At 61.4% G+C, this 17,696-nt stretch carries 19 protein-coding genes; 11 read left to right on the forward strand and 8 right to left on the reverse strand.

The window, feature by feature from the left end; translation table 11 throughout:
* The first annotated feature begins 233 nt into the window (after positions 1-233).
* Positions 234-1,781, forward strand: a complete 1,548-nt coding sequence (locus AC0L2K_RS12065) for a helicase HerA-like C-terminal domain-containing protein (protein ID WP_473531442.1) — start codon at positions 234-236, stop codon at positions 1,779-1,781.
* 120 nt (positions 1,782-1,901) lie between these two features.
* Here the strand turns inward: AC0L2K_RS12065 and AC0L2K_RS12070 are convergent, their stop codons facing one another.
* The gene (locus AC0L2K_RS12070; protein ID WP_287140533.1) at positions 1,902-2,726 is read right to left on the reverse strand and encodes a L,D-transpeptidase; all 825 of its coding nucleotides are present in this window, start codon (positions 2,724-2,726) and stop codon (positions 1,902-1,904) included.
* Here AC0L2K_RS12070 and AC0L2K_RS12075 point away from each other — a divergent pair.
* Positions 2,719-2,979: a hypothetical protein gene (locus tag AC0L2K_RS12075; protein ID WP_473531443.1), complete on the forward strand. Its 261-nt coding sequence runs from the start codon at positions 2,719-2,721 to the stop codon at positions 2,977-2,979. The genes AC0L2K_RS12070 and AC0L2K_RS12075 overlap by 8 nt on opposite strands.
* A 9-nt stretch (positions 2,980-2,988) precedes the next feature.
* Here AC0L2K_RS12075 and AC0L2K_RS12080 read toward each other — a convergent pair whose 3' ends face one another.
* On the reverse strand, positions 2,989-3,651 hold the full coding sequence (locus AC0L2K_RS12080; RefSeq protein ID WP_023800845.1) for a haloacid dehalogenase type II: 663 nt from the start codon (positions 3,649-3,651) through the stop codon (positions 2,989-2,991).
* 157 nt (positions 3,652-3,808) lie between these two features.
* Here AC0L2K_RS12080 and AC0L2K_RS12085 point away from each other — a divergent pair, with 157 nt between their 5' ends.
* The 4 genes from AC0L2K_RS12085 (at position 3,809) to AC0L2K_RS12100 (ending at position 6,990) form a co-directional block, all read left to right on the forward strand.
* A complete protein-coding gene (locus AC0L2K_RS12085; RefSeq protein WP_128168036.1) occupies positions 3,809-4,687 on the forward strand; it encodes a branched-chain amino acid aminotransferase in 879 nt (292 codons plus the stop codon).
* Between the two features lie 107 nt (positions 4,688-4,794).
* On the forward strand, positions 4,795-5,391 hold the full coding sequence (locus AC0L2K_RS12090) for a superoxide dismutase (RefSeq protein WP_128168037.1): 597 nt from the start codon (positions 4,795-4,797) through the stop codon (positions 5,389-5,391).
* A gap of 198 nt (positions 5,392-5,589) precedes the next feature.
* Entirely contained in the window at positions 5,590-6,033 is a 444-nt protein-coding gene (locus AC0L2K_RS12095; protein WP_091590353.1) for a c-type cytochrome, read from the forward strand.
* 9 nt (positions 6,034-6,042) lie between these two features.
* A complete protein-coding gene (locus AC0L2K_RS12100) occupies positions 6,043-6,990 on the forward strand; it encodes a cytochrome c (protein WP_128172656.1) in 948 nt (315 codons plus the stop codon).
* A 6-nt stretch (positions 6,991-6,996) separates the two neighbouring features.
* Here AC0L2K_RS12100 and AC0L2K_RS12105 read toward each other — a convergent pair whose 3' ends face one another.
* From AC0L2K_RS12105 to AC0L2K_RS12115, 3 genes are all read right to left on the reverse strand, one after another.
* Positions 6,997-7,509, reverse strand: a complete 513-nt coding sequence (locus AC0L2K_RS12105; RefSeq protein WP_473531444.1) for an LON peptidase substrate-binding domain-containing protein — start codon at positions 7,507-7,509, stop codon at positions 6,997-6,999.
* Between the two features lie 204 nt (positions 7,510-7,713).
* Entirely contained in the window at positions 7,714-8,103 is a 390-nt protein-coding gene (locus AC0L2K_RS12110; RefSeq protein ID WP_027152788.1) for an SET domain-containing protein, read from the reverse strand.
* A gap of 159 nt (positions 8,104-8,262) precedes the next feature.
* Entirely contained in the window at positions 8,263-10,413 is a 2,151-nt protein-coding gene (locus AC0L2K_RS12115) for a S9 family peptidase (RefSeq protein ID WP_128172658.1), read from the reverse strand.
* Between the two features lie 118 nt (positions 10,414-10,531).
* On the opposite strand from AC0L2K_RS12115, the gene AC0L2K_RS12120 reads away from it, so the two are divergent.
* Positions 10,532-10,900 carry an SH3 domain-containing protein gene (locus tag AC0L2K_RS12120; RefSeq protein ID WP_023800838.1) on the forward strand — a complete coding sequence of 123 codons (369 nt, stop codon included), beginning with the start codon at positions 10,532-10,534 and terminating at the stop codon, positions 10,898-10,900.
* 427 nt (positions 10,901-11,327) lie between these two features.
* Entirely contained in the window at positions 11,328-11,753 is a 426-nt protein-coding gene (locus tag AC0L2K_RS12125) for a Ros/MucR family transcriptional regulator (protein WP_023800837.1), read from the forward strand.
* Positions 11,754-11,898: 145 nt separating this feature from the next.
* On the opposite strand, the gene AC0L2K_RS12130 is transcribed toward AC0L2K_RS12125, so the two are convergent.
* Both AC0L2K_RS12130 and AC0L2K_RS12135 read right to left on the reverse strand, forming a co-directional pair.
* Entirely contained in the window at positions 11,899-12,327 is a 429-nt protein-coding gene (locus tag AC0L2K_RS12130) for a SufE family protein (protein WP_023800835.1), read from the reverse strand.
* 128 nt (positions 12,328-12,455) lie between these two features.
* Positions 12,456-12,806, reverse strand: a complete 351-nt coding sequence (locus tag AC0L2K_RS12135; RefSeq protein WP_473531445.1) for a DUF5330 domain-containing protein — start codon at positions 12,804-12,806, stop codon at positions 12,456-12,458.
* Between the two features lie 533 nt (positions 12,807-13,339).
* Between AC0L2K_RS12135 and AC0L2K_RS12140 the strand changes: the two genes are divergently transcribed.
* The 3 genes from AC0L2K_RS12140 (at position 13,340) to AC0L2K_RS12150 (ending at position 16,245) form a co-directional block, all read left to right on the forward strand.
* Entirely contained in the window at positions 13,340-15,079 is a 1,740-nt protein-coding gene (locus AC0L2K_RS12140) for a PAS domain-containing sensor histidine kinase (protein ID WP_473531446.1), read from the forward strand.
* The gene (locus AC0L2K_RS12145) at positions 15,054-15,818 is read left to right on the forward strand and encodes a peptidoglycan-binding domain-containing protein (protein ID WP_473531447.1); all 765 of its coding nucleotides are present in this window, start codon (positions 15,054-15,056) and stop codon (positions 15,816-15,818) included. Before AC0L2K_RS12140 ends, AC0L2K_RS12145 begins: the two co-directional genes overlap by 26 nt.
* A gap of 79 nt (positions 15,819-15,897) precedes the next feature.
* Complete coding sequence (locus AC0L2K_RS12150; protein ID WP_128172662.1) at positions 15,898-16,245, forward strand: DUF1491 family protein; 348 nt, start codon at positions 15,898-15,900, stop codon at positions 16,243-16,245.
* A 168-nt stretch (positions 16,246-16,413) separates the two neighbouring features.
* On the opposite strand, the gene AC0L2K_RS12155 is transcribed toward AC0L2K_RS12150, so the two are convergent.
* On the reverse strand, positions 16,414-17,424 hold the full coding sequence (locus AC0L2K_RS12155) for a hypothetical protein (RefSeq protein WP_473531448.1): 1,011 nt from the start codon (positions 17,422-17,424) through the stop codon (positions 16,414-16,416).
* Positions 17,425-17,696: the final 272 nt, after the last annotated feature.

The raw sequence follows: 17,696 nt of genomic DNA on the forward strand, positions 1-17,696 counted from the left end.
ATAGGCCTGGAACGTCAGTCTACGGTTCCCCGTCGCATATCACAATGCAACACGCGCCCTGCGACGGTGAACCGTCAACCGATTGCCAAACATGCGCAAAATCCGCAAGCTCCAAAAGCCAATTTCGACCATGGCCATTGTCGCTGCGCAATGGCGTCATTATACCTGCGGCGAGCCCCGCTACTTTCAATAGATCAGGGCATTCAACACTTCAGGTTGCGGAGACCCGACACATGGCTGACGACACCAGTATTTTCATCGGAGCCAGCCGAAAGCCTGATGACAGCTACCAGCGCGCCGAAAACCTGCTGCTTCAGTATGGCAATCGTCATGGCCTGGTCACCGGCGCGACCGGCACCGGCAAGACCGTGAGCTTGCAGATTTTGGCGGAAGGTTTCTCCAATGCCGGCGTGCCGGTCTTCTGCGCCGACATCAAGGGCGACCTGTCCGGTATCGCCATGATGGGCGCGGCACAGGATTTTCTGGTCAAGCGCGCCGAGCAGGTCAAGCTCGATCCCTATGATGTCCAGGAATTTCCGGTCATATTCTGGGATCTTTTCGGCGAGCAGGGCCATCCGATCCGCGCCACCGTCTCGGAAATGGGGCCGCTGCTGCTGTCGCGGCTTATGAACCTGTCCGAGGCGCAGGAAGGCATCATGAACATCGCCTTCCGCATCGCCGACGAGGAAGGCTTGTTGCTGCTGGACCTGAAGGACCTGCAAGCGCTTCTTGCCAACATCGCCGAACGCGCCGAAGAAATCGGCGCTCGCTACGGCAATGTGACGAAACCTTCGGTTGGCGCAATCCAGCGCACGCTGCTGGTTCTGGAGCAGCAGGGCGCGACGAATTTCTTCGGCGAGCCGGCATTGCGGATCGCCGACATCATGCGCACCACCCGCGACGGGCGCGGCGCGATCAGCGTGCTGGCCGCCGACAAGCTGATGATGAATCCCCGGCTCTATGCGACATTCCTGTTGTGGCTGATGTCGGAACTGTTCGAGGAGCTGCCCGAAGTCGGCGATCCCGACAAGCCAAAGCTGGTCTTCTTCTTCGACGAGGCGCACCTTCTGTTCGACGACGCGCCGAAGGTGCTGATCGACCGCGTCGAGCAGGTGGTCCGCCTGATCCGTTCGAAGGGCGTCGGCGTCTACTTCGTCACCCAGAATCCGCTGGATATCCCCGAAACCGTTCTGGCCCAGCTCGGCAACCGGGTGCAGCACGCCCTGCGCGCCTACACGCCACGGGAGCAGAAGGCCGTGAGGACCGCCGCCGAGACGTTCAGGCCCAATCCCGACTTCGACTGTGCTACCGTGATCACGCAGCTCGGCACCGGCGAGGCGCTGGTCTCGACGCTGGAAGCCAAAGGTGTTCCGTCCATGGTCCAGCGGACGCTGGTTCGCCCGCCGTCGTCGCGACTTGGCCCGATCACGCCTGACGAGCGCCGCACGCTGATCACCGAGAGCCCGGTTGTGGGACAGTACGACCAGACCGTCGATCGTGAATCGGCTTTCGAGATGCTGCAGAAAAAAGCCAAGGACGCTCTGGACGCGGAGGCGCAGCAGCAGGAGAGCGGCGGCTCGCGCTGGACCATTCCAGGCTTCGGCAATGACGATCCCGCGCCCCAGCCCACCGGCGGCAGGCGGGCACCGGCGCCACGAGCGTCCAATCGCCAAACGGTGGCGGAGGCGGCGATCAAATCGGTGGTTCGCTCGGTCGGCACGTCGGTTGGACGGGCGATCGTGCGCGGCATCCTCGGCAGCCTGGCCAGGGGGCGGCGCTGAAAGCACCGCATCGGACCCAAAACCGGGCACCGGTTTGGCGAGAATCCGATGCTCGGGGAAAAGCATCGGACCGGAAATTCGCGGCGCCGAAAGTCCGCCGCTCCAGCGCCTTCGACCAGCTCAGAAGATCGGGTCCGAGATCGCCCTTGCCGGGCCGAGCAGGATCGATCCTTCCGGGACGCCCGCATCGATTGGAATGGCTTTGCGGTCTGCCGTGGCAACCAGTTCCTGACCGACACCGGAGGTAACGATCACCGGCGTCTTGTTGGGCACACGGTCATAAAGGTCGATAATGTCCTGATTTATCAAGCGAACGCAGCCAGATGACACTGATTTGCCTATGGAAAACCACTCCGGCGAGCCGTGCAGGCGGTACAGCGTGTCCTCGTTGCCCTCGAAGAGATACAGCGCCCGCGCTCCGAGCGGATTGGTGAGCCCGCCGGGCATGCCGCCATTCTCGGCGCTGTATTTTGCGTACTCGGGCTGGCGGGCGATCATTTCGGCCGGCGGCGTCCATTTCGGCCACTTCTGCTTCCACTGGACGACGGCATCTCCAGACCATTCGAAACCGGCGCGACCCAGCCCGACCCCATAACGAATGGCTTGTCCGCCCGGACGCACGAAATAGAGGTGGTGGCCGGCCGTATCGACGACGATGGTGCCGGGCGCTTGGCCGGTCGGATCGGGAACGATCTGACGCAGAAATTGCTCGTCGATTTTCTCGTAGGGTATGCCCGGCAGCTCGAACCCATTGTCGCTGACCGGACCGTACATTGTTGCATAGTCCATGAGCGGCGGCTCGACGTTGGCAGGCGGCGGCGGCTCGACAGGCCGGCCTGCCGTCGTGGTGCAGGCGGAAACCGCAATCGAGGCGGCACCGAGCGCAGCGGCGTTGAGAAAGCCGCGACGGCTTAGGCGATAGGAGTCGATTTCGGTTGTGAACATCGTTGCCTTTTTTAAGTCTCATATCGAAACAGAACATGAATACGCCAATCAGTACGGCGCGCCAGCCCTACCAATGCCTGGCGCGATAGGCGGTTCCGATTCTGGCCTGAGGGTGAACAAACAAAGGCAAAGCTGTGACGGTTCAGCCCCTGTTGCGCCGAGGCGACAGGCCCGCAGCGCCGCGCGTCAGCAAAGGACGCTGTCGCAGTTTTATTTTGCCTATGATCCTTTCCAAGAATCGATTCCGATTTAGGGTCATGTGTCAGCCTGCGGCGAGCAGGCCTTCGAGCGAGGGCAGGATCAGGGCCGGCGGAAAGTCCCGGTATTCCTCGGGCTGGTCGGAGCGGTTGATCCAGACTGTTCGGAACCCGAATTTGGTGGCGCCGGCGACGTCCCAGCGGTTGGATGACTGAAACGACACCGCACCCGGATAGAGACGCCAGCCTGTCGTGACCATGTCGTAGACCGACGGATCGGCCTTGAAGCGCTTGACGGCCTCGACGGAATAGATGTCGTCCAGAACCTGGTCGAGCGCGGCCGATTTGACCGCCGCTTCCAGCATTTCAGGCGAGCCGTTGGATAGGATCGCCAGCTTGGCGCCAGATGCTTTGAGCGCCTTGAGCACGGCCGGCACCTCCGGATAGCAGTCCAGCCGCCAATAGGCGTCGAGCAGCTTGGCCCTCAGTCCCTTGTCCGCGGAGGGAACCTTGCGCAAGGCGAAATCCAGCGCCTGTTCGGTGAGTTGCCAGAAATCGGCGTAGGCGCCCATCAGCGTCCTCACCCAGGAATATTCCAATTGTTTGGCGCGCCAGATCTCCGACAGGAGCTGGCCGTCCGGTCCGATCTGGTCGGCATGACGGCGGACGGCTGCGTGCACGTCGAACAGCGTTCCGTAAGCGTCGAAAACGTAAGCCGCATGTTGCATGGTGACAGTTTTGCGGCGAGGCAAGGCCAGGCGCAAGCACGGATTGCAATTTCGCATGCCGCTGGCCTTAACAAATCTCAGCCATATCAGTTGACGGCAGACGCCAAAGCATCTTCCAATGGCGAGACAAGACAGCTCTGAAACGCGGAATCAAGCGATGACACTGGCGGCTGCGGCGCAATCCGCGACATGGACCTTCGTGGATGGCGACTGGTATGACGGCAACGTCGCCATTCTGGGGCCGCGCAGCCATGCCATGTGGCTCGGCACCAGCGTGTTCGACGGCGCCCGCTGGTTCGAGGGCGTCGCCCCCGACCTCGACCGCCACGCCGCCAGGGTGAACGCCTCGGCGATCGCGCTTGGTCTCAAACCATCCATGAGCGCCGAAAAGATCGTCGGGCTGACCTGGGACGGGCTGAAGAAGTTCGACGGCAAGACGGCGGTCTACATAAGGCCGATGTACTGGGCCGAACATGGTGGCTATATGGGCGTGCCGGCAGATCCGGCCTCGACCCGGTTCTGCCTTTGCCTCTATGAATCGCCGATGATCTCGCCGGCAGGCTTTTCTGTCACCGTCTCGCCGTTCCGGCGCCCGACCATCGAGACCATGCCGACCAACGCCAAGGCCGGCTGCCTTTATCCCAACAATGGTCGTGCCATCCTCGAAGCCAAGATGCGCGGCTTCGACAACGCGCTGGTGCTCGACATGCTGGGCAATGTCGCCGAGACCGGAACCTCGAACATTTTCCTGGTCAAGGATGGCCATGTCCTGACGCCGGCGCCGAACGGCACGTTCCTGTCCGGCATCACCCGTTCGCGGACGATGACGCTGCTTGACGAATATGGCTTCAAGACCATCGAAAAGGCGCTGTCGGTGCGCGAATTCCTCGAAGCCGACGAGATATTCTCGACCGGAAACCACTCGAAAGTCGTGCCGGTCACCCGCATCGAGGATCGCAATCTCCAGCCCGGGCCTGTAGCGAAAAAGGCGCGCGAACTCTATTGGGAGTGGGCGCATTCGACTTCGGCCGGCTGACTGGCTAAAAAGCGAACCGGCGCTTCGTTCCGGAGTTGCTCCACACCAATCCAGACCTATGTTAGTCCCGTATCGACACCGGATTTTTTCCACGAGGAGTACGACCGATGGCTTTTGAATTGCCCGCCTTGCCCTATGACTATGAGGCATTGCAGCCTTACATGTCGAAGGAGACGCTGGAGTATCACCACGACAAGCACCACAAGGCCTATGTCGACAACGGCAACAAGCTGGCTGCCGAAGCCGGGCTCGGCGATTTGTCGGTCGAAGAGATTGTGAAACAATCCTTCGGCAAGAACCCCGGGCTCTTCAACAATGCCGGCCAGCACTACAATCACATCCACTTCTGGCAGTGGATGAAGAAGGGCGGCGGCGGCAACAAATTGCCCGGCGCGCTGCAAAAGGCGTTTGACAGCGATCTTGGCGGTTACGACAAGTTCAAGGCCGATTTCATCGCCGCCGGCACCACCCAGTTCGGTTCGGGCTGGGCCTGGGTTTCGGTCAAGGACGGCAAGCTGGCGATCTCGAAAACCCCGAACGGCGAGAACCCGCTGGTCCATGGCGCGACCCCGATCCTGGGCGTCGATGTCTGGGAGCACTCCTATTACATCGACTATCGCAACGCCCGGCCGAAATATCTCGAAGCCTTCGTCGACAATCTCATCAACTGGGACCATGTCCTCGAGCTCTACGAAAAGGCGTAGGCCTGACTGAGTTGCAGAAGAGCCCCGGCAAAACCGGGGCTTTTCTCTATGTGCCAAATGATCGGCCGCCCTTTTCCAACGACCGTCGCGAAAAATTCACACAAGCGTGAGGCGAATTTCCGGAATTTTCAAGCCAGTTTTGCCGTTATGGATCAGTCGGACCTTCACCCGAAACATCTTCACCATGGAGCCAGTTGAATGAGAAAGCTTATCCTCGCCATCTCGATGCTCGCCTTCGCCGGTTCGGCGGCGTTTGCCGATCCGATCCAGGAGCGGCAGGCCATTATGAAGGAACGTGGAAAGATCGCCGGCCAATTGTCGAAAGTCGTCAAGGGCGAGACCCCTTACGACGCTGCGGCCGTGCTGGCGGCGTTGAAGGCGCTGGAGGCGAACGCCGAGAAGTTCCATGCAAACGTCGACACTCTTTTCCCGGCTGGCAGCGACACCGGCGACACCACAGCTGCCCCAAAAATCTGGGACGATATGGCCGGCTTCAAGGCGGTGGAAGAAAAATATCTCGCCGACGTCAAGGCTGCGGCGGCCGCCGCTCCTGCCGACGTCGATGCCTTCAAGGCGGGGTTCAACACCATAGGCGGCGATTGCGGCACCTGCCACAAGACATACAGGATTAAGAAGGGCTGATAGCGGGCGATGCGCCTGCTGAAAAAACTCGTCGGCGCCGCCCTCGTTCTGGGCGTCGCCGGCGCGGTTGCCGGCTGGTTCCTGTCGGCGCCGGTCAGGCTCGACAGCGAGGCTCTGGCGCAGCTCGGCCCCGGCGATGCCGCCAGGGGCAAGCGCATTTTTTATGCCGGCGGCTGCACGTCCTGTCATGCGAAGCCAGGCTCGCAAGGCGACGCCCGCCTTCAACTGGCCGGCGGTCTCGAACTCAAGACGCCGTTCGGCATCTTCGTGCCACCGAACATCTCGCAGGATGCCACGGACGGTATCGGCGGCTGGTCGGTCGAAGACCTCGCCAACGCCATGCTGAAGGGCGTGTCGCCGAGCGGCGAGCACTTCTATCCGGCGTTTCCCTATGCGTCCTACGCACGCATGAAGCCGGCCGACATTGCCGATCTCCATGCCTTCCTGAAAACGCTTCCGGCGGTGGCGGGCAAGGCGCCGCCCAATTCGCTGGGGTTCCCATTCAACATCCGTCGCGGCATCGGGCTGTGGAAACGTCTCTATTTGAGTGACCAGCCGGTGGTTTCCTTCCCCGATGGCACGCCGGATCCGGTGATGGCCGGCCGTTACCTGGTCGAAGGGCCCGGCCATTGCGGCGAATGCCACACGCCGCGCGATTTTGCTGGCGGCACCAGGAAGAGCGAGTGGCTGGCCGGAGCCACCGCTGCCGAAGGCAGCGGCATCGTGCCGAACATCACTTCGGGCGAAGGCGGGCTCGGTGACTGGTCGGAGGCCGACATGGCCTACTTTCTGGAGACCGGCTTCACCCCGGATTTCGATTCCGTCAGTGGCGCCATGGTCGACGTGCAGAGAAACATGGCCGAGTTGGCACCGAACGACCGTGCGGCGATCGCGGCCTATCTGAAGGCCATCCCGCCGCACCCCAACGGCTATCCCCCACGCAAGCCGGCGAATTAGCACCCGTCAGCCGGCTGGCTCTGGCCCATTCTCAGGCCGGCCAGCCTTCATCAGGTCGAGGATCTTTTCAAGCCGGGCGACGACATCGCTGGTTTCCAGAAGCTGCTGCTTCTGTTCGATACTGATCGACAGCAGCGGCGCGAGCGTATCGGCTAGGACACCGGGATCGCCGATGGAGGGCAGGCCGAGTCGCGCCTTGGCCACTGCGCGCCGCGTTTTGTCGCGGCTCACGAAGACCGGAACAGTCATTTGCGGAAAGAGCACGAAATCCCGCATTGGAAAAATCGGCAGATCCGCGCCGGAGGACGGGGGCGTGCTGGCCTCGGGCGCCGGATTTCTGGGCCCAGCACCGACTGGTTGGCTCGCCTGAATCCTTGCAGCCAATACGTTCCAGTCGCGCAAGCCGAGGACCCTAGCAATGAGCTCGAGGCTTTCGCTGTGGGACAGGGAAACGGATTTGGCGCTCAGCGCTTCGGACAGCGTTTGCGCCATGGCTTTTGCATCGCGGAAATCGCGCATGGAATCATCCTTTGCTTCGAAGAACGGAAGACGTCAGAGCTTGCGTTACTGACCCGTTCGTTCGGGCAAAGGGAGCCTGAAGTGGCTCGATACATTCACCTTACCCCGGAGGGCGCAAGCAGCAGGTTGTATCCACCTGTTTGGAAGGTGCGCTGAAGGTCCGGTGTTGTCAATCCTGCCCGCGATGCATTCCACGTTCCCGATTTACGGGTGGCGATCGCCGAGGAAATCGAAGCCGGTCTCGAAGAAATGATTGTAGTTGCAGGTCATTTCCTCGCCGGGCGCGATGTCGCGCAGTGCATAAGTCTCCTCGGGCGAGGCGACGTCGCAATTCGGGTCGTCGGCATGGTTCATGTAGCGGGCGTCGTCGGCTTCGAAGACGACAAAGTTTGGATCGCGCCGGTCGGGATAGGAATAGCGATCGAGATAGGCTCTGACCGGCCCGGTTTCGCGTTCATAGACCTCGACTGGGATGCGCCGGTCGTAATTGGGATGGAGCTTCCAGACCAGTGTGCCGCGGGGAATGTGGTTCTTGGCAAAGACACCGATGCCCTGGATGGGCGATTTGTCGAGATAGACGTCGACGAGCAACATGGCGGACCCTTGGCGTGACGGGATGATTTTTGGGTGGCGCGGCTGCGAAAAGCCGCGCATTGGGTAGCGCGCAGCTATGGCAATCGCGAGCGGAAAATCGACCTGACCTGACCCGGAATCGATTTTCCGCTGGTGGGGATGGTGCGCAAGATCAAGCTCCTACAGCGCCGTCTGTGCGTCCAACAGGGTCGGCGGCGCTGTGGTGGCAAGGTCGGCCTTGCCCGCCACCTTCAGCGCAAACGCATAGGTGAAGGCGATTTCCTCGAGCCGGGAAAACCGGCCGGATGCACCGGCATGACCGGAATCCATGTTGATCTTGAACAGCACCGGATTGTCGCCGATCTTGCGGTCGCGCAGCCGCGCCACCCACTTGGCCGGCTCCCAATAGGTGACACGCGGGTCAGTGAGGCCGGCAAGCGCCAGGATCGGCGGATAGTCGAGCGCGGCGACATTGTCATAGGGCGAGTAGGCGGCGATCGTTCGGTAGTCCTCCTCCGAGGCGATCGGATTGCCCCATTCGGGCCATTCCGGTGGCGTCAGCGGCAGGGTCGCGTCGAGCATGGTGGTGAGCACGTCGACGAACGGAACCTCGGCGACAATACCGCCGAAGCATTCCGGCGCCATATTCGCGACGGCGCCCATCAGCAGGCCGCCGGCCGAGCCGCCCTGACCGACGATGCGGTCATGTTGCGTATAGCGTTCGGCGACGAGATGGTGGGCGGCTGCGATGAAATCGGTGAACGTGTTCATTTTGTGCGCCCGCTTGCCGTCGTCGTACCAGCCATAGCCCTTGTCCTTGCCGCCGCGGACATGGGCAATCGCGTAGACGAAGCCGCGATCGACCAGCGATAACAAATTGGTGTTAAAGGCGGCCGGGACCGTGATGCCGTAGGAGCCGTAGCCGTAAAGCAGGCAAGGCGCTGATCCGTCGAGCGGCGTGTCGCGATGGTGAATGAGCGAGACCGGCACCAGTTCGCCGTCGGCTGCGGGCGCCATCAGCCGCCGCGTCACGTAGTGGTCCGGGTCGTGACCGGACGGAACTTCCTGGGTCTTCAGCAGCACGCGCTCGCGGGTCCGCATGTTGTAGTCGAAGACCTGCGCCGGCGTTGTCATGGATGAGTAGGAAAAGCGCATGATCTCGGTATCGTATTCATAGGATCCCGACAGGCCGAGCGAGAAGGCTTCCTCGTCGAAGGAGATGAGATGTTCCTCGCCGCTGTTGCGGTCATGCACGACGATGCGCGGCAGGCCTTCCTTGCGTTCAAGCCTGACCATGTGGTCCTTGAAACCGATCACCGAAAGGATCAGCCGGCCCGCTTCGTGCGGCACCAACGCCTGCCAGTTGGCGCGCACCGGGTCGCTCGCCGGCGCAGTCATGATCTTGAAATCCTTGGCGCCGTCGGCGTTGGTGAGAATGAAGAAGATATCGCCGCCTTCTTCGAGGTCGTATTGCAGGCCGGTCTCGCGCGGGGCAACCAGCTTCGGTTCGGCGAACGGCTCGCTGGCGCTCATGATGCGATATTCCGAGGTCTCGTGGTCGTTGATGCCAAGCATGATCCACTCGTTGGAGCGTGTGCCGCCGACATTCATGAAGAAGCCTGGATCGGTTTCTTCGTAGATCAGCCGGTCGTTCTCAGGACTGTCGCCAAGGGCATGGAACAGCACCTTGGAAGGACGGTGGTTGGGATCGAGGCGGGTGTAGAAAAATCCGTCATTTCCGGCATCCCACACGCCGCCGCCACCGGTATCCGGAATCCTGTCGGCCAGATCGTTGCCGTCGGCGAGATCGCGGACGCGAAGCGTGTAGAATTCGGAACCCTTATCATCGAAGGCCCACAGAAGCTTGCGGTGGTCGGTCGAATGGTCGACACCGCCGAGGCGGAAATAGGCCTTGCCTTCGGCCTCGAGATCGCCGTCGAGCAGGATCTCTTGGTCGCCGCCGTCGCGCGGCGTGCGGAAATAACGCGGCTGCTCGCCGCCAAGCTTGAAAGATGACCCATAAGCGTACGGTCCATCCTTCATCGGCACGGACGAATCGTCTTCCTTGATGCGGCCCCTCATCTCCTTGAAGAGCTGCTTCCGCACCTGGGCGGTGTCGGCCATGAGCGCTGCCTGATAGGCGTTCTCGGCTTCGAGATGGGCGCGGATCTGGGCGTCGAGCAGCGACGGATTCCTGAACATCTCTTGCCAATTGCCGGCTCTCAGCCAGGCATAGTCGTCCGTCCGGGTCACTCCATGATGCACATCGAAGACCTGTCGCTTCTCTGGTTGCGGCGGGCTGGCAGTCGGAAATGCTGGGGTTCGGGTCATTGCGTCTCGCTGTGGAAGTTATTTGAATGAAGAATGAACACGCCGATCAGCGCAGGTTCAAGAGCCGGAGTATATGTTTGCGTCGGGCTCCAAAAGATGAGCCGGAGGAGAGGGAAAAATGAAGTTCCGTTTTCACGCTGCTGCGGCTTTCGCCGTCGCTTCGACAGTCTTGGCCTTTATCGGCCAATCTCATGCAACCGTGTTCGCAGCTTGGCAAGTGACCAACCTTCCGTTTGGCGACACGCTCAACGTGCGCAAGTATCCGGCGGGATCGTCCCAGAGGCAGGCCGCCTATCCCAACGGTGCTGTTTTGCAGATGACCGGGAGATGCACCGGCGGCATAAACCTGCTCGACATCGGCAAACAGCCGGTTTGGAAGCAGGAACAGAAGATCCGCTATCGCTGGTGCGAAGTCTGGCACGATCCGGCCCAGAACGGCAATTTCGTCACCGGCTGGGTCTACGGAAAATACATCACCCCACATTGATGGATCGGTGCCGGTCCGCGGTGCTGATTTCCGGCTTGCTTGCAACAGCAAATCGCAACCTATGGTTTTGTAGATTCTAAAAACAACCAGATAGCCTACGCCACAACCAAGCATAGCCAAGCATTGAGATTTTTTTACTGCTCTCATGGGATGTAACGGCAGCTTGACTGGGCGTCCGCCGCTGCTGGTCTGCCCAGAAAATATCGCAAAGTCACAGAGTGCACGAAAGGTTGAAGCTGATCGTCGAATATTTTATTGCCATCGATGAATACAGCGCAAGAAGCGAATTGACTTACTTGGTTTAGTGGCTCATTAGGATGCTGCGACGCGAATCGCAGAGGCTCTTTCCTGCAAAAATTTCGCGCGATGCCCGACCTATCAAAAATAGGGCGCAGGTAGAAACAACTCACGTTGGGGCCAGGAAGCCATGGATATTATCGAAACACCTTCCAGAAATAGTGATGCGCTGATCGAATTGACGGCCGATGTCGTGGCCGCCTATGTCAGCAACAATCCGGTGCCGGTCGGCGAGCTGCCTAGCCTCATCGCCGATGTCCATGCCGCCCTCGGGCGCGTGGGCGGGGCCAGTGAACAGCCTCCTGCCGACAAGCAGAAGCCGGCAGTAAACCCGAAACGCTCCGTCCATGACGACTACATCGTCTGTCTTGAAGACGGCAAGAAGTTCAAGTCGCTGAAGCGTCACTTGATGACCCACTACGGTCTGACGCCCGACGAGTATCGTGAAAAATGGGGCCTGGACGCCAGCTACCCGATGGTTGCTCCCAACTATGCTGCCGCCCGCTCACAGCTCGCCAAGAAGATGGGTCTCGGCCGCAAGCGCAAGGGGCGCTGATACCGGCTCCCTTCCCAACCTGGGTTAGATGATCAACGGCGCCTCCGGGCGCCGTTTTGATCTTGGGGCGATGCTGGAGCAATCGATATGCGTCGCAACATGTGCGGCTCCGATCATGTCGGGCCATCGCGCGCTGTTCGTCTGATCAGGCGGTCTGCTTCAAGGCCGCCTCTGCGTCGCGCTTGATGCGCTTGACCATTGAACGAAGACCATTGGCGCGTTGCGGCGACAGGTGCTCGTCGAGGCCAAGTGCCTTCAGCGTGGCTTCCGCGTCGGTTTTCTGGATCTCGCTGGCGGGTCGTCTGGAAAACAGCGCCAGCATGATAGCGACGAGGCCGCGCACGATATGGGCGTCCGAATCGCCGGCGAAGGTGACGACTGGGTCGGGCCCCGGACCATACTCGGTGGTCAGCCAGACCTGGCTGACGCAGCCGGGCACCTTGTTGGCAGGGTTGCGTTCCTCATCGGGGAATGGCGGCAGGGCCTCGCCCAGTTCGATCACATAGCGATAGCGGTCTTCCCACTCGTCAAGCAGAGAGAAGTCGTCGCGGATCGTTTGGATCGTCGTGGTCATAACCCCGGATATAATCATCCGGCGGCGCCGCGTCACGGAAAAAGAGGAAAAGCGCGTCGCGTGAGGCCGGCCAAAGCGCTTTAGGGCGGACGGGCTGCGGTGCTGTGACAGATGCGCTGAAAAATATCTCAGTTTTTCGCCGGCAATTCGACTTTCGCCGGCAAGACGATGTCTTCGGGCACGCTGCCGGTCGTTGTCGCCGTGTAGGGTTCGGCGGTCTTGTCGTCCAACATGGCGGCCGCGATCTTGGCTGTCTCCCTGGCCCGGGCGGTGATCGTGTGCATTGCGGACTTGCCGGTCTCGCAGACGTCGGGCTTGCGCTCGCATATGCCGGCAATGTCGCCGACGGCTTCGCGTGCCGCAAACAACGCCTGGATCGGCCCGACGCTTTGGTGGCCGGTCTCGTCGGAGCCGACATTCAGCGGCAGCGCCAGAAGCACCAGCGAAAACCAGAAAGCCATTCTGATCAGAAAGCCCATCTGTATGCCCTCATTCGTGACCGGATCATGCGTTCATGCGACATGACGTCTTTATGGATACGATAGTGGCATGGACGCGCAAAGGACGGCTTGCCCGGTCAGCGAAAATTTTCCTCAAATTTTAGGCAAATTCGAAACGAAGCATTTTGCAATGGATTTGTCTCAAATCCAGCCGATTTTCTTCACTTAAGCTTAACCATCTATCCAGCTGTTTTCCTTATGTATTTCCCAGAAGCACGGCTTACCGGGGGCGACTCTCAAAGGCGGGAGGGCGGTTCGCCCGGATAACCCTCCATTTACTATGGCCGCAATTGCCAAGGTTTGCCCCGTGCCGGCCTCCCAATATCTGCCTCAGGCCGGGCATTGATCGGTCCTGCCTTATCCATTCCTTAAACGCTGGATGCGAGTTTCAGATCGACAAAAGCAACTGCGAAGCAGGGCTGTTCACGACCAGGTGCGAGTGCGTTGAGTTGAGTTCGATAAGGGCCAGATACGTTGAGTTGCCCGGCGCGATGGCAGCCGGTTGCGAACGTATGGTTCATCCGTCGATCCTCGGACAGAACGACCGCCGGTGCCAGAGGCGGTTTATCGGTGTCATGCTGGCCGCTCCGTTCTTTGCCGCAGGCGCAGCAGTCACGCTGGTCACCTCGGGCATGGGCGTGGCCGTGACCATGGCTGCGATCTTTGCGACGTTCGGCCTCTGCTGGTTTGCTGCCTTGCTGGTGGCAGCATCGGGCAAGATGGCGTTCGCCGGCCAGGTCGCCCTGGTGATGGGCAGTCTTGCTCTTGCCGGTATCATTGCCGCGGCGGGCGGGATGGCCTCGCCGGTCGCCATGCTTGTCGTGGCGCTGCCGTTCGAAGCCTGGTGGATCGGCGCGTCTCGTCGCGCTGCATTCTGGGGTGCCCTATCCGCATGTGTCGCTATCCTGCTGCAGGCTTTTGCCGGTTCTGTCTTTCCGTTCGGCCTGGCGGAAATCGCCGCTTGGCATTGGCTGCTGCCGCTGGCCTGGGCGCTCACTCTCATTCCCCGGGTCGCAGCGCTTGGCAGCCCGGCCGGCGCGCAGCTTGATCCGGCGACCGACGACCGGCTCGAGAACATCATCGACGCCGTTGTCCTGCGGGCCGGCAGGCATGGCGAGGTTCTGGATGCGTCGGCAAAGGCGCGCACGATCCTCAAGCTGCAGCCGGAACTGCTGTTCGGTACCGGCCTGTTCGACCGCATCCACCTTTCCGATCGCGTCGCATACCTCAGCGCGCTGGCCGACATGCGCGATGGCGCGCCGGCGCGCCGGCTGGATCTTCGCGTCCGGCTGCCGCAAAACGGCAATGGCCCGACGGCGGACAATTACCGGCCGTTTTCGCTTGAATTGGCGCGGGGGGAAGAGCAGCAGGACGTCCTCACGTTCGTCCTGCGCGACAACTACGAACTCGCCGGCTTGCGCGAAGAGCTAGCCGCTGCGAAAGAGGCGGCCGCGTCTGCCGAAGTGGCAAAGGGACGGTTTCTGGCGGTCGTCAGCCACGAGCTGCGCACGCCGTTGAACGCCATAATCGGTTTTTCCGACATGCTGCTGCATGAGATGTTCGGCACCTTCAAGGACCCGCGCCAGAAGGAATATGTCGGCCTGGTCAAGGAGTCCGGCCAGCATCTGCTTGCCGTCGTCACCTCGATACTCGACGTGTCGAGGATCGAAGCCGGCGCCTACGCGACCGAGCCAGAACCCTTCCGTTTCGTCGAAGCGGTCGAAATGTGCCAGTCGATGATGCGCTTGCAGGCCGAGGCAAAGAACATCGATCTTCAGGCCCAGATCGCACCGGATGCAGGCGAGATTAACGCCGACCGTCGTGCCGTGCAGCAGATACTCATCAACCTCGTCTCCAACGCTATCAAGTTCACGCCCGATGGCGGCGATGTCGTCGTCGGCGCCAAGCGGATCGGCTCGCGACTGCATTTCTGGGTCAGGGACACCGGCATCGGCATCGCCGAGGAAGACTTTGCCAATCTCGGCAAGCCATTCATGCAGATCCAGAACGACTATACGCGCCGCTTCGAGGGGACCGGGCTCGGCCTGTCGCTGGTGAAGGGTCTGGTGGCGCTGCACGAGGGCACGATGTCGATCGAAAGCATGCCGGGGGAGGGCACCACGGTCACGATCAGCTTGCCGGTGAACGGACCGAACGGGCGTTCGAACGACAAGCCCGGCGTACTGCCGATGCCTGCAGCCAAGGCGGAGACGAAAGGGGACAGGCATGGCTCGCTCCGCAAAACAGCCTAGGGCGGTCAAGCGCCGCGGCAATGCCTTCCAGCGCAGCGCGGTCGCCCTCGGCAGCCAGATTTCACGCAATCCGGTTCTGGTTGGCGGTTCGACCGCCTTCCTGGTGACGCTGTTCTACGTCTCGGCGAACGCTTTGTGGTATCAGCCTTTTCCTCATGCCGGCGCGTTTTTTGCGACCAGGAGCATGGAGGGCTTTCCTCGAGCCGGCGCCGACGAGCCTGAAACCACCATCAACATCGTGCGGCCGGAGCCGGCCCCGATCAAGAGCGATCCGATCGTCGAGCAGGTCCAGGGCATATTGAAGGATCTCGATTTCTATTCCGGCACCGTCGACGGGATTTCCGGCCCCAACACGCGTAAGGCCATCCAAGCCTATCAGCAGAAGGTCGGGCTCAACGCTTCCGGCGAGATCGACAGCATTCTGCTCGATCAACTGGGCGCCATGCCAACCGCCTCGACGGTCGTGCCACATCCGGCACCCCGTCCGGACGACATGGCCGCGATTCCCGTCTCGGCTTCGCCGGCAGATGCGTCGGCGCAGGCACCCGACGCCCGCATCATCAAGATCCAGGCCGGGTTGAAGGCATTCGGCAATGACGACATGCAGCTCGATGGCGTGGTCGGGGCCCGCACCAAGGCAGCGATCAGGGAGTTTCAGTCGCTGTTCGGGCTGCCCGAGACCGGCGAGCCCGACGAGGTCGTCTACGTCAAAATGCGCGAGATCGGCCTGACCAACTGATGGGCGCAGGCGGGCGGTTTTGGTTTCACCCAAACGCAAAGCGCTCTAAGTACCGTCCGATGTCGTCCGGAATCCTGCCATGCGCGTAACCACCGATCTGTGGGTGTCGGCCCTGCTGCGCCGGGTTTTCGGCGCCGGCGGCTTTGCGGCCGTGGTCAAGCGCGGCGCAACCGAGGCCGGCGCCGTCTTCGTGCTGGCGCGTGGCCGCATGGGCGAGATTGCCTTGTTTGGCCCGGCGCCGCAGACGAGCTACGATTCAGCCAAACCCGACGACCGTTACTTCAGTCTGCTCGGCGCCGGCGACGATGCCGCCGTCTTTGACGCGCGACTGGAAAGGGAGAAGAAATTCGATCCCGACATCTGGGTGGTCGAGATCGAGGCCGGCTCTGTTCCCGTCGAGGAGCTTCTTTCCGTCAAGTCGCAATAGCGATATGCAGACAAAGGCTTAGAGCGTTCGCTTGAATCTCTTTTCAGGCGCGACGCGCCTAAAGCATGTCGCGCAAAAGCATGCCCTCGGGCTGACCCGAGGGTCTGCAGCGGTTTTGCGATAACGACATGCTTAAAAACAACAGCCTAAAGCGTCGCATGAGGCGGGTCAAACGCGACGCGCTTTAGGGCTGGCGGCAGCATTGTCGCTGTCCGCTTTGCGGACGTCGGCGTTTGCCGCGATCGGTCCGGCATTGCGAATGGACTTCGACAGTGTCTCGGCTTTCCAGCCGCGTAGGCTGTCCAGCGCTGCGTCGCGATGCAGCAGCCGGTAGCGGTCGAGAAAGATGCGGATGGCCTGCGGATGCGAGAACTCTGTGGGATAGACGGCGGCGGTGATCAGGAACGCCCTCTCTTCGCCGAGATCGAGCGCGCGCAGGGCGGCCAGCAGCGACGTGTAGCTCCGGTGCGCGGTGAGCGACCGTGCCGTTGAAAAATCGATCTCGAGCGCGTCGGCCAGTGCTGTCTGGAAGAATGCGGCATTGCCGGTCAGCGCCGTCTCGCGCAGTTTGACATAGGTGTTAGCGCCGGCGAACGGATTGATCGTCGCGCCGCCGCTTTCGGCATCACGCATCATCGACCGCAGCCGGCGCCGTGCAGCCTCGGCGGCGCCGCCGGGCACCTGCTGGCTGCTATCGGCGACGGCTTCGGCGCTTTCGGGCACCGCCTTGGCGTTTGCCTCAGGCTGCCGCACGCTCGCCAGCGTCGGCTTTTCAAGCGCCCTGATCAGGTGGGCGATGGTCGGGTTCAGATCCTTGCGGCGCGCAATGGCGCGCGCATGCGGCAGGCCATGGCGGCCGATCAGCGCGATGAGGTCGATATCGCTGAGCGCGCGCGAGCGGATGAGCAGCGGCGCGGCAACGTCGACCGGCTCCTCGCAAAGCCGCCGGACCAGCGCAGCGGGCGCATATTCGCATTCGGAAAGGGCGGCGGCGACGTAGCGGCGCGATTCGACCGACACATCGGCGAAAAGCGGCAGCGTCAGATCCTCAAGTTGCGCGATCTCCCGGCGCGAAGGGCGGGTGAGCGAACAGAACGCCGACACCGTGGCGCGGAACAGCCTTTCGGCCTTTCCCGATTCAGCCCGTATAGCGATTTGCCTGAAATCCGCAGATGACACGAAGGATACGCCTGACACTCGACACAATCTTGACCATGCTCGACCGGGACTGTGTCGGTTTCGCATTTGCCACGGGTCAGGACTTCCTGACCTCAGAACAAAGATCAAATTAGCGGCGATCCGTTAGCGTTCCGTTAACCTACTGGCTCCTTAATCAGATTGGAGGCGTTGCGTTGTGCTCCGGGGCAACCGAGAGGAATGCACGAACCATGGGCATGGTACTGTCTTTCGTGCCGCGAACGGCGGCAACCAATCGAGCAGACCGAAACACC

This window comes from Mesorhizobium sp. WSM4817, assembly GCF_055811135.1.